This window comes from Clostridium ljungdahlii DSM 13528 (assembly GCF_000143685.1).
GTDB classification, from domain to species: domain Bacteria; phylum Bacillota; class Clostridia; order Clostridiales; family Clostridiaceae; genus Clostridium_B; species Clostridium_B ljungdahlii.
This window is the reverse complement of the sequence record NC_014328.1, coordinates 1,785,435-1,799,085: the sequence shown is the minus strand read 5'-3', so window position 1 is coordinate 1,799,085 and position 13,651 is coordinate 1,785,435. Positions and strand designations below refer to the sequence as shown.

8 protein-coding genes are annotated in these 13,651 nt (G+C 31.2%); 5 read left to right on the top strand and 3 right to left on the bottom strand.

Going from position 1 to position 13,651, the window contains the following annotated elements; all coding sequences use genetic code 11:
• Window positions 1–48 precede the first annotated feature (48 nt).
• The 3 genes from CLJU_RS08105 to adhE (CLJU_RS08095) all read right to left on the bottom strand — a co-directional run bounded on the left by CLJU_RS08105 (window position 49) and on the right by adhE (CLJU_RS08095) (window position 7,817).
• Window positions 49–2,262 (bottom strand): ATP-dependent helicase, encoded by a 2,214-nt coding sequence (locus CLJU_RS08105; protein ID WP_013238314.1) that lies wholly within the window; start codon window positions 2,260–2,262, stop codon window positions 49–51.
• Between the two features lie 157 nt (window positions 2,263–2,419).
• Window positions 2,420–5,053: a bifunctional acetaldehyde-CoA/alcohol dehydrogenase gene (gene adhE, locus CLJU_RS08100; protein ID WP_013238313.1), complete on the bottom strand. Its 2,634-nt coding sequence runs from the start codon at window positions 5,051–5,053 to the stop codon at window positions 2,420–2,422.
• A 151-nt stretch (window positions 5,054–5,204) separates the two neighbouring features.
• Entirely contained in the window at window positions 5,205–7,817 is a 2,613-nt protein-coding gene (gene adhE, locus CLJU_RS08095; protein ID WP_013238312.1) for a bifunctional acetaldehyde-CoA/alcohol dehydrogenase, read from the bottom strand.
• Window positions 7,818–8,480: 663 nt separating this feature from the next.
• On the opposite strand from adhE (CLJU_RS08095), the gene CLJU_RS08090 reads away from it, so the two are divergent.
• From CLJU_RS08090 to CLJU_RS08070, 5 genes are all read left to right on the top strand, one after another.
• A complete protein-coding gene (locus CLJU_RS08090) occupies window positions 8,481–9,041 on the top strand; it encodes a DUF6143 family protein (protein ID WP_013238311.1) in 561 nt (186 codons plus the stop codon).
• A 217-nt stretch (window positions 9,042–9,258) separates the two neighbouring features.
• Entirely contained in the window at window positions 9,259–10,860 is a 1,602-nt protein-coding gene (locus CLJU_RS08085; RefSeq protein WP_013238310.1) for a spore germination protein, read from the top strand.
• Window positions 10,861–10,891: 31 nt separating this feature from the next.
• Window positions 10,892–12,079, top strand: coding sequence for a Ger(x)C family spore germination protein (locus CLJU_RS08080; protein WP_013238309.1), 1,188 nt, complete (start codon window positions 10,892–10,894; stop codon window positions 12,077–12,079).
• A 25-nt stretch (window positions 12,080–12,104) separates the two neighbouring features.
• On the top strand, window positions 12,105–12,323 hold the full coding sequence (locus tag CLJU_RS08075; RefSeq protein WP_013238308.1) for a hypothetical protein: 219 nt from the start codon (window positions 12,105–12,107) through the stop codon (window positions 12,321–12,323).
• A 31-nt stretch (window positions 12,324–12,354) separates the two neighbouring features.
• Window positions 12,355–13,437, top strand: coding sequence for a GerAB/ArcD/ProY family transporter (locus tag CLJU_RS08070; RefSeq protein ID WP_013238307.1), 1,083 nt, complete (start codon window positions 12,355–12,357; stop codon window positions 13,435–13,437).
• Window positions 13,438–13,651 lie beyond the last annotated feature (214 nt).

Genomic DNA, 13,651 nt, shown 5'->3' with positions numbered 1-13,651 from the left:
AAAAATTAATGGAAACTCACTTATGAATTAGGATACATTTACCTCTTATTACAAACATTTTCTGGCAGCATCCTTCATCAGCTGTCCATTATAAAGAACCGATAAATCAAATCCTATCTCTCTATTACCTGAAAATAATACTTTTAAGCAATTATCTCTCTTATCTATTATTTTTCCACTTCCAAATACTTTGTGAACTACATAATCCCCTATTTCTAAATCGCAATTTTTCATAAGCTCTCCCGAATTTAACAAGTCACATTCTTCTATAAACCTGGATACATTTACTGCCTTTTTCCTAATAGTACTTGAATAACATAAAGTCAAATTATCTATGGCTCTTGTAACCCCTACATAAAAAAGCCGCCTTTCTTCTTCCAGATTATTTTGTATGCTATTTGCATGGGGAATTAACCCTTCGCTGCAGTTTATTATAAACACATTCTCAAACTCCATACCTTTCACGCCGTGAATAGTACTTAAAGTAACTGTATTACCTTCTTTCTTACCTTTCTCTAAAGTCTGCTCCACTTTTCCAACATTATCCAAAAATGATTCTATACTATCGAATTCTCCGCAAGCTTCCCTAAACTCTCCTATAATATCTTGAAGTTCATCCATATCCCTATTTAATTTCATGCAGTAATTTTTTAAATAATCCATATAATCTAATTTATCCAATATATAATTTATTCTATCCTGCTTCTTCATTCTATTTAATTTTCTAATATTTTTTTCAAGCACAGTTATGTTTTTAAGCTGAAAAATAGGTAAATCACCTACTTGCCTTAAAATATCAAAGCAATTTTCCCTTATTCTATTATCTATAACTTTTTTTATATTTACTTTTCCAATATACCTAAAAGGCTTATTTATTATTCTCATAAAACTATTCTTATCGCACATATTTACAGCCAATTTAAGATATGCTATTAAATCCTTGCATATAAAATGTTCATAAAAATTATACTGACCGTCCAAAAGTTTAAACTTTATATTGTATTTTAAAAAAGCATCTATTATACTTCTTGATTCCAGGTTTGTTCTATAAAATACAGCTATGTGACTATATTTGTATTTTCCCTTATTTATAATTTCTTTGATTGAATTTGATACAAAAAAGGCCTGCTCTTTTTCTCTTTCAAATACCTTGAAGTATATATTTCCATCATTTTTTCTGTTATTTTCAATAAGTTTTACATTTCTATTTTTATTATTACATATAATCTTTTTGGACAATTCAACTACATTTTTAACACTTCTGTAATTTATTTTTAAATAAATTTTTCTTCCATCTTTAAAATAGTTATCAAAATTCACCATGCACTCTGGCTTAGATCCCCTAAAAGAATATATGCATTGATCCTCATCTCCTACTGCAAATATAACCCCCTTACTTCCTATTAGTTGTAAAAGCTCTATTTGGAGGTTATCTGAATCCTGAAACTCATCAACTAAAATATACTTGAACAAATTCTGATAACTATCTAGAATAGATTTCTGATTTAGAAACATATCTTTAACTTTTAATTGTAAATCATCAAAATCCATAAGCTTATTTCTAGCTTTATAATTTTCATATTCATTAAAACATTTTAAAAATACACTTTTGTCAATTTTACTTTTAAATAAATCTATGTTAGTTTCACTATTTTTTAAAAGAGATATGTCATTTAGAACTTCCTTTACTCTCTCTTCTCCTATAAAGTCCAGATAATACATAAGTGTATTTTTAACTATCTCATGTGCCTTATAAGGATCTATAATATTTATTTCTTTATTATGCTTTTTCAATATATTATAAAATAGGGAGTGGAATGTTCCAAAAAAAGGTGACTTTTCTTTATTTCCTATAGATATGTATCTGTTTTTCATATTGAGAGCAGCTGCTCTAGTAAAAGTTATAACAACTATGTTCTGTGGATTTATTTTATTGCTATTTAACAAATGCTCAATTTTATTTACTGCAGTCACATCTTTAAAAGAATTATCATTTAAATATTTCTTCATTATCTGTAAATCATCGGTCTTTAGACAATTAGGTACATAATCTGTATTGTATATAGGACCGAATCTACATAAGTAGTCCACTCTATTAATAATAGTCTGGGTCTTTCCTGCTCCAGGACAAGCAATAACAATACAGTTATTTTCACCATTTAAAACTGCTTTTCTTTGCATAGGATCAAGATGTTCATATTGCTTTTCAATTATTTTATCTCTTAAATACTTAAACTCTGTTTTTAACACTTCCAGATTCATAATTTAACCACCTAAACAATATTAAACTGCGAAGCAAAGCTTCGCAAATTTTTTTATATTAAGTTAATTTCTTATGTGCAAAAATTGAGTATTAAACTAAAAAGAACATATTATAAATATGTCCCTTTTTGTTTACTATATTCAATTTATTATATATTTATTTTTTCTTTCTTGTTTTCTTCTCCACAGTTGCCTTTGGTGTATCAAATGCATTTATATACATTTGTTTTATTTCTCCTATTAATGGATATCTTGGATTAGCTCCTGTACATTGATCATCAAAAGCCAGTTCTGACATTGTATCTAAAGTAGCATAGAATTTATCTTCTGAAACTCCCGCTTCTTTAATAGTCTTTGGAATATTTAACTTGGTTTTCAAGTCATCTATAGCATTTATTAAAAATTGTACTTTTTCATCATCTGTACTTCCACCTAAATTTAAGTAATCAGCTATTCTAGCATATCTTCTTTTAACATTTGGATATTTATATTGTGGAAATGCCGCTTGTTTCCTTGGAGCCTCTACAGCATTGAACTTTATAACTTCATCTATCATAAGTGCATTGGCAATTCCATGTGGTATGTGGTGCTGTGCTCCCAATTTATGTGCCATGGAGTGGCATACCCCTAAAAATGCATTGGCAAAGGCCATACCTGCAATACATGAAGCATGAGCCATTTTTTCTCTTGCCTTTACATTAGTTGTACCTTCTGTATAAGCTATTGGCAAATATTTAAATACTAATCTTGTTGCTTCAAGAGCCAATCCATTGGTATATTCTGAAGCCATTATTGATACATAGGCCTCCAGCGCATGGGTTAATGCATCTATACCTGAAGCTGCTGTTAGTCCCTTTGGCATTCCCATCATAAGTTCTGCATCAACTATAGCCATGTTTGGAGTCAATTCATAATCAGCCAGAGGATATTTAGCTCCTGTTCTTTCATCCGTAATTACTGCAAATGGCGTAACTTCCGACCCTGTTCCTGCGGATGTTGCTACTGAAATCATCATTGCCTTTTCTCCCATTTTAGGGAAAACATACACTCTCTTTCTTATATCCATAAATCTCATAGCTAAATCTTCAAATCTTACTTCTGGATGCTCATACATTACCCACATGATCTTGGCTGCATCCATTGCTGAACCACCACCGACTGCTATAATTGTATCTGGTTCATAAGCTAACAGTTCTGCTGCACCTTTTTTAGCTGTAGCAAGGGTTGGATCTGGTTCTACATCTGTAAATATTTTATATGAAACTCTTAATTCATCCAGATTTTTTGTAATTTTATCTACATAACCTAATTGATAAAGAACTTTATCCGTTACTATAAATGCCTTTTTCTTCTCCATAATTCTCAGTTCTTTTAGTGCAACTCCAAGACTACCATATTTGAAATAAACCTTTTCAGGTACTCTAAACCAAAGCATATTTTCTCTCCTCTCAGCAACACTCTTTATGTTTAATAAATGTTTAGGACCAACATTTTCTGATACAGAGTTTCCTCCCCAGGAACCACAACCTAGTGTCAAAGAAGGAGCTAGCTTAAAGTTATATATATCTCCTATAGCACCTTGTGCTGAAGGCATATTTATCAATGTTCTACCAGTCTTCATAGTTTCTCTGAACTTTTCTACCTTTACTTTTTCCGTCATTGCATTTACATATAATACAGATGTATGCCCAATTCCACCTCGTTCAACTAATCTTCCAGCCTTTAGGAGTGCTTCGTCAAAATCTTTTGCTTTGTACATAGCTAAAACTGGAGATAGCTTTTCATGCGCAAAGGGCTCTTCTTCCGGTTCTACTGATTTAACTTCTCCTATAAGTACTTTAGCATCTTCTGGTACACTCACTCCTGCCATCTGTGCTATTTTAAAAGCACTTTGCCCTACAATGCCAGCATTTAAGGCTCCATTAATTATAATTGTTTTTCCAACCTTCTCTGTTTCATCCTTACTTAATATATATGCTCCTCTATCTGCAAACTCTTTCTTGACTTCATCGTATATTGAGCTTGCAACTACTACTGACTGCTCTGAAGCACAAATCATACCATTATCAAAAGTTTTTGATAATAGTATTGAATTTACTGCCATTTTAATGTCAGCACTTTCATCAATTACAGCAGGCGTGTTACCTGGACCAACTCCTATAGCAGGCTTTCCTGAAGAATAGGCAGCCTTAACCATACCTGGTCCACCAGTTGCAAGAATTAGATCTGCTTCTTTCATTACCACCTGTGAAAGTTCAATAGAAGGTTCATCTATCCATCCTATAATTCCTTCAGGAGCACCAGCTTTAACTGCAGCATCAAGTACTATCTTAGCTGCTGCAATAGTTGATTTTTTTGCCCTTGGATGTGGCGAAAAAACTATACCATTTCTAGTTTTTAAAGCTATTAGTGATTTAAATATTGCTGTAGATGTTGGATTAGTTGTTGGGACTACTGCTGCAATAACTCCTACAGGTTCTGCAATTCTAACCATACCAAAGCCTTCATCTTGTTCCAGAACTCCACAGGTTTTTTCACCCTTATATTTGTTATATATATACTCTGCAACAAAATGATTTTTAATGACCTTGTCTTCTACAATTCCCATTCCGCTTTCTTCCACTGCCATTTTAGCTAAGTCTATTCTAGCACTATTGGCTGCCATAGCTGCCTGCCTGAAAATTTCATCCACTTGTTCTTGAGTATAGCTAGAAAATTTCTTTTGAGCAGCCGTTACTTCATCTAACTTTTTCATTAATTCTTCAACGTTAGTTACCTTAGTTACCTTCATTAATGACACCTCTTTCTTATTTTTTATGCTGTTAAATATAAACAAATTTCTCATTTTTATTGTTTGTTTCTATGTTATTATTATTCATATTTACTCCTTAAAAATAAAAATGGTGTTCAAATTTTATTTGAACACCATTTTTATTTAATAATTACTTTTCTTCATCTTCTACAATTGGTTCGGTTTTATCAAAAACATTTATATACATTTGTTTTATTTCACTTATCAGTGGATATCTTGGATTAGCTCCTGTACACTGATCATCAAAAGCTAATTCTGACATTTTATCTAAAGTAGCATAGAATTTATCTTCTGAAACTCCTGCTTCTTTTATAGTTTCTGGAATATTTAACTTAGCTTTTAAATCATCTATAGCATTTATTAATAGTTGTACCTTTTCCTCTTCTGTATTTCCTCCCAAGTTCAGACAATCAGCTATCTGAGCATATCTATACCTAGCATTTGGATACTCGTATTGGGGAAATGCAGCTTGTTTTATTGGATCATCTACAGCATTGAATTTTATAACTTCATCTATCATAAGTGCATTGGCAATTCCATGTGGTATGTGATGCTGTGCTCCCAATTTATGTGCCATAGAGTGGCATACCCCTAAAAATGCATTTGCAAAGGCCATACCTGCAATACATGAAGCATGAACCATCTTTTCTCTTGCCTTTACATTAGTTGTACCTTCTGTATAAGCTTTTGGTAAATATTCAAATATCAACTTTACTGCTTCAAGGGCTAATCCATTGGTAAATTCTGTAGCCATTATTGACACATATGCCTCCAGTGCATGGGTTAATGCATCTATACCCGAAGCTGCTGTAAGTCCTCTTGGCATTCCCATCATAAGTTCTGCATCAACTATAGCCATGTCTGGAGTTAGTTCATAATCAGCTAATGGATATTTAGCTCCTGTTTTTTCATCAGTGATTACTGCAAATGGAGTAACTTCCGACCCTGTTCCTGCGGATGTTGCTACTGAAATCATCATTGCCTTTTCTCCCATCTTAGGGAAAACATATACTCTCTTTCTTATATCCATAAATCTCATAGCTAAATCTTCAAATTTTACTTCTGGATGCTCATACATTACCCACATGATCTTAGCTGCATCCATTGCTGAGCCACCACCAACTGATATAATTGTATCCGGTTCATAGGAAAGCAGTTCTGCTGCACCTTTTTTAGCTGTAGCAAGGGTTGGATCTGGTTCTACATCTGTAAATACCTTATAGGAAATTTTTAGTTCCTCAAGAACTTTTGTAACTTTGTCCACATAACCTAATTGATAAAGAACTTTATCTGTTACTATAAATACTTTCTTCTTATTCATAACTTTTAATTCTTTTAATGCAACTCCAAGACTACCATATTTGAAATAAACCTTTTCAGGTACTCTAAACCAAAGCATATTTTCTCTCCTCTCAGCAACACTTTTTATGTTTAATAAATGTTTAGGCCCAACATTTTCGGATACAGAATTTCCTCCCCAGGAACCGCAGCCTAATGTCAAAGAAGGAGCTAGTTTAAAGTTATATATATCACCTATACCACCTTGGGATGAAGGTGTGTTAATTATAGTTCTTGATGTTTTCATCATAGTACTAAATTTTTCTACTTTTGCTTTCTCTGTCATTGGATTTACATATAATGAAGATGTATGTCCAAATCCACCTGACCTAACCAGTTTATCAGTTTTTGCAATGGCATCCTCAAAATTTCTTGCCCTGTACATAGCTAAAACTGGAGATAACTTTTCATGAGAAAATGGTTCTTCAAGTTCTACCGATTCTACCTCTCCTATAAGTACTTTAGCTTTTTCTGGTACATCCACTCCTGCCAGCTGTGCTATTTTAAAAGCAGGTTGTCCTACAATACCTGCATTTAAGGCTCCATTTTTTAAAATTATTTTTCCAACCTTATCTGTTTCATCCTTACTTAATATATAAGCACCCCTATAAGCAAATTCTTTTTTAACTTCCTCATATATTGAGTCTAAAACTATTACTGACTGCTCTGAGGCACAAATCATACCATTATCAAAAGTCTTTGATAGTAATATTGAATTTACTGCCATTTTAATGTCGGCACTTTCATCAATTACAGCAGGTGTGTTACCTGGACCAACTCCCACAGCAGGTTTGCCTGAAGAATAGGCAGCCTTAACCATACCCGGGCCACCAGTTGCAAGAATTAAATTTGCTTCTCCCATTACCACCTGTGAAAGTTCAATGGAAGGTTCATCTATCCATCCTATAATTCCTTCAGGAGCACCAGCTTTAACTGCAGCGTCAAGTACTATTTTAGCTGCTGCAATAGTTGATTTCTTTGCCCTTGGATGGGGTGAAAAAATTATACCATTTCTAGTTTTTAAAGCTATTAGTGATTTAAATATTGCTGTAGATGTTGGATTAGTTGTTGGAACTACTGCTGCGATAACTCCTACAGGTTCCGCAATTCTAACTATACCAAATCCTGCATCTCTCTCTAAAACTCCACAGGTTTTTTCATCCTTATATTTGTTATATATATATTCTGAGGCAAAGTGATTTTTAATGACCTTGTCTTCTACAATTCCCATTCCGCTTTCTTCTACTGCCATTTTAGCTAGTTCTATTCTAGCACTATTAGCTGCCATAGCTGCTTGTCTAAAAATTTCATCCACTTGTTCTTGAGTATATGTAGCAAATTTCTTTTGAGCATCCTTTATTTCTTCTAGTCTTTTCATTAGTTCTTCTACGTTTGTAACTTTCATTAATTAACGACACCTCTTTCCTAATTTTTAGCAGTTCTAAGTAGTAATTATCATTCTTCCAATCTTATGAAAGCTAATTTATTATGTTTACAAAATTTATATCATAGGACTTTCTTACATCTTTGTTTTATTTTTACATAATTTGTGACAAATAAACCCCTTGATGTTAGATAAAATGCAAAGAGTGAAATTCTCTATGTATCAATAAATAATAGCAGGCACTTATTCAAGCTATTTTTATCATGCCTAGTATGCTAAATTGGGGAACTTTTTGAAATTATAAAAAACATTACACTATTTATTTTAAATAAATCATTTTCTTCTAAAGGAAATTATATTATTACTAACGAAAGATATGCTTCTAAGATGTCATATTATGTTCATATATATGTAATTATGCTTAACTAATTGTTATCATGATATAATTATGCATAATTATTTATATATTGTCAATTATTTTTTTGTATTTTTTATTATAATTTTATTTTTTTAGTGGATATTTTACAATTTAATACATAGGAACTCTACTTTTGTTCATATTTTTTGCATTTTTTATACTAAAAAAATAGGTAAAATATACCCTTTATTGAAATCTTGCACAAATGGTACACTTCTACATATATATTTACATAAAATAATACTAAATACTAGGAGGTCATATTTATGGAAAATCAAAACATTTTAAATTCCGATACCGTAAGTCATCATGATAAACCAACTAAAGTAGTAAACCTACCCTATCGTGTATATGAATCTTTTAAAGGAAAATATTTTATGGGTCATACCCCCTTTCTAATTCTAGAACGTAATTTAAATGCTTGGGGAGGCTTGATAAACCCAGAGGATTCAGGAGTTAAGTTATATATAAATACCTTTACAGTATCAAATACGTCTAGTACAGCTTTTAGATCAGAACTATGGCTAAATTCTGAACCTATTGGTAGAACTTCTATATCTCCCTATGTATCCCCTGCAAATACTACCATATATCCTTTACCAACTTCCAATATTTTATTGAGTTTTGCGCAGCATGTAAAACACTCACCTTCCAGCGGTATAAGTTTATTTAACAGAATTGCAGAAGCAAATTCCACAGTAGTGGGAAATTATTATGGTAAAATCATTATCCCTCCAGGAGGCTCTCTTATCGTATATCTACACTCTCCTGGCAACCAGCACATTAAAACTGATGTTGCTTTAGGCTGGTGGGAGAAACCTCTATAATTTAACTATCACATTGCTTTTAAAAAGGACCTGTATCAAATTTTAAAATACAGATCCTTTTTAATATTCATATTTGAAGTGAGAAGTACTACACTCTTTTTTCTAGATATCAATAACGCGAAACAAGATGCATACTCTGAAGAAAAAAATAACAATGCATAATAAGCTAAGAGAGGATAAATACTAATATCACAAAATAGAAATAGAGGTAACTAAAGTGTTTAATTATATATATAAAAAGTTTAAATTCACGCAGCTTAAAAATACTAATGTAATCAGTGAAAATTCAAAAGGGAAAATTCCACAACCAAAACTTTCTACTAGCCTTGAAGATAACCTAAATGTTTTAAAAAATATTTTAGGTTCAAGTAGTGATATAATCTACCGCGAATTTTCCTTTGGTTCTAAACTGCAAATAAATGCTGCAATTATATTTTTAGATGGTATGACAGAAAAAGCAACTATAAACGAACTTATAATTAAACCTTTTATGTATGACAGCAAGTTATGCAATTTAGAAAATGAATTAGAGTTAAATAGTATAGACGTTATAAAAAATTGTATGCTTTCTGTTGGAAATGTTAAACAAGTTGCATTAGTAAATCAAATAATAGATGCATGTTTATCTGGTGATACCATATTTCTTGTAGATGGCTGCCAAGAAGCTTTGATTGTTCATTCAAAGGGATGGGAAACCCGCGGTGTAGAAGAACCTAAAACTGAAGCTGTGGTAAGGGGACCTAGAGAAGGCTTTTGTGAAACTATGGTCACAAACATGACACTTTTAAGACGTAAAATTCAAAATCCAAATTTAACCTTTGAAACTATGAAAATTGGCACTCAAACAAACACCAATATATGCGTTGTTTATTTAAAAGGAGTCGTTAATCCTAAACTCATAAAAGAAATAAAACATAGGCTAAATAAAATTAATACAGACTCTATTCTGGAATCAGGCTATATTGAACAGTTTATAGAAGATGCCCCCTATTCTATTTTTCCTACTATAGGTAATTCAGAAAAGCCAGATACAGCAGCTGCTAAAATATTAGAAGGAAGAGCTGCTATTTTAGTTGATGGTACTCCTTTTGTACTTACTATGCCAATGCTCTTTATTGAAGGCTTTCAAAGTTCAGAAGACTATTATTCTAGACCTTACTTTGCAAGTATTTTAAGATTTTTAAGGTTTCTATGCTTTTTTATAAGTGTATTCTCTCCAGCTACTTACGTCATGCTATCTACTTTTCATCAAGAATTAATACCTACTACTCTATTATTTACCATGGCGGCAGGTCGAGAAGGTGTCCCATTTCCTGCAGTTATAGAAGCTGGTCTCATGATAATAACCTTTGAAATCCTACGAGAAGCAGGTGTTAGATTGCCTCGCCCAGTAGGTCAGGCGGTAAGCATTGTAGGAGCTTTAGTAATAGGTGAAGCTGCCGTAACAGCAGGATTGGTATCAGGACTTATGGTTATTGTAATAGCACTGACAGCTGTTTCCAGTTTTGTAATTCCTGTATATACAGATGTAATTTCCATTTTACGAATGGTGTTTCTTATATTAGCTGGAATATTAGGTATATTTGGAATTGGAATTGGATTATTAATTGTACTTGTTCATATTGTATCCTTAAGATCTTTTGGTACTCCATATTTTGCTCCATTTTCTCCTTTAAGCACAGAAGATTTAAAAGATAGTTTTGTAAGAATTCATTTGTGGAGTATGTTTACTAGACCTAGCACTATAGGATGGCACAATTTAAAAAGACAGGATTCCTCTGCAAAACCGGAGCCACCATTAAAAGAAAATAACAATTAAAATACCAGTGCATTTTTACGAGGTGAATCTAATGAAAAAATACATAAATTTAGCAATAAAAATAGTTGTATGTATTTTAGTAGCTTTAAATTTAACTTCCTGTTTTGGTTCCCATGAATTAAATAAGTTAGCCATAGTAGTAGGAGTTGGATTAGACAAAGGAAAACAAGATGATTATCCCATAGAAATGACTGTCCAAGTGGCTAATGCATCTGGTATCAAAGATATGTCAAAAAGTAAAGACAATGAATCAAGAAACACTGGTTACTTAAATTTAAGAGAAAAAGGGAAAAGCATTTCTGATGCAACAAAAGCTTTTAACCGTAAACTAAATCGTCATTTATTTTTTTCACATAATCAGGTAGTTATATTTGGGAAAGATATGGCAGGAGAAGGAATCGAAAAGTATATGGATTTTTTCTTGCGATATCGTGAAACTCGTATCTTAACATGGATTTTAATATCCAAACAACCTGCTAGTGAAATATTAAATGCAAAACCAGAACTTGAAGCCACTCCTGGAAGAAATATAGGAGAATTGATTAAAAACCAACAAGAGGTATCTCAGGTACCAGCTGTAAATTTAAAAGATTTTTCATCTAAATTGATAAGTAAGACCACGTCACCTATTGCACCTATAGTTGAAATTTCAAATGACAATAATAAAAAAATAGTATACCTTTCAAAAACAGCAGTATTTAAGAAAGGAAAGATGGTTGGAAGCCTTAATGAAAAGGAAAGTCGCGGACTTCTATGGTGTACTAATAAAATGAAGGATGGAATTGTAAGTGTAGATACATCAAATAAAGACAGCAATAGTAAAGTAAGCATAGCAACAACCCATACATCAAGTAAAATAATTCCACAAATAAAAGATGGCAAAGTAAGTATACAAATAAAAATTAAGCAAGAAGGAGATTTACAGGAACAACTTTCTTCTGAGGATTTATCAAATTCAAAATCTTTTTCAATTCTTGAAAAACGTGAGGAGGATACTATAAAAAAGGAAATAATGCTTGCATTAAAAAAGTCCAAAAAATTAAATGCAGATATATTTGGTTTTGGAGATGCCATATATCAGCATTACCCTAAGCAGTGGTCTAAGATTGAAAAAAACTGGGAAGAAACTTTTCAAAATATTCCTGTAAATATAAATGTAAATGCAAAAATAAGGAGAACAGGTAGAATTACTAAATCCATTATGTCCAGAGATAACTAATGCCAACTATACTGAGGTATGAAGAATGATATTTATATTGATAGTAACTTTTATAGGTATAATATTGTATGAAACTCCAGATATGATTAAAAATAAACATTTACATGAATTAAAAATATTTTCTATATTTTTAATTATAGCTTTTATACTAAGCTTATTTTATATCCTAGACATACCTATACCTAATCCCGTAAAAGGCATAGAATTTGTAGTAAACAATTTATTACATTTAAATTACAATTAAAATAAACTTATGTGCAGAGGTAAAAGTATTTATGAAAATTGAAAAAGGTATAATATCAAATACACAATTGACATTCCTAATTATTGGTTTACTTCAATCAGCATCAATTACTGTAGCTTTCGTAAGTGGAATAACAAAATCAAATACCTGGATTTCTCTGTTAACAAGCTTTATTATAATTTCATTTATGATGCTAGTTTATACATCATTAAACAAAAGATACCCTGACAAAAACCTAATAGAAATAAATACTATTGTATATGGACGTTATTTAGGGAAAATAATATCTATATTATACATTTTTTTCTTTTGGTTCTTAATTCCATCAAATGTAAGAGGTATATCAGATATTTATTCCACATATCTTTTTCCTCAAACAGATCTTACTATATTTGTAGTTGTGATTATATTAACTTGTATGTACACAATAAAAAAGGGTATAGAAGTTATAGCTAGAATTGGCTCTATTTTAACCATATTGATAATTATTGTAACTGTGATTATTACAGTTCTTATTTTAAATGATATGCATTTGTCAAATTTTTTGCCTCTTTTTCAAATAAATTTCAAAAAATTTATTCAAGGTACTAATATTATGGTATCTATTCCCTTTGGTGAGTTAATCACATTTTTAATGATTTTTCCATATGTTAACGACAAAGGTAAAGTAAAAAGATTTTCATTTTGGGGTTTGATCATAGGAACTATTCAATTTCTAATTATTATTTTAAGAAACACAGCTGTACTTGGAAATATAGGTTATATTCATGTTCTTCCATCATATCAGGTAGCAAGACTTATAAATATAGGAGAAGTTATTACGCGAATGGAAATATTGTTCGGAGTAATGCTACTATTTAATGTATTTCTAAAAATTTGTATTTTTTATTATGCCACAGTACTGTCTATAGCACAATTTTTTAAATTGCAATCCTATAATTCTCTGGTAATTCCACTTGGAATCATAAGTATCATATTTTCAATTACCATGTATAGTTCACCTGCAGAAGAATCAAATTTTGCAAGTACATACTCTATTTATGCTATTATTTTTGTAATTTTGTTTCCTTCTATTTCACTCATTATAGCCTGGATTAGAAATTTAAGTACTTAAAAACTACTATCTCACAATAATAAACTATTAAGTATAATGAGGTATAAAAAATGATATTTCTATTGATAATAATCTTTATATGTATATTATCATTTGAAGTTCCTGAAATAATTAAAAATAAATACTGGCATGAATTAAAAGTATATTTTATATTTATAATTATATCCTTTATTCTAAGCTTATTCTATGTTCTAAATATACATATACCTAATCC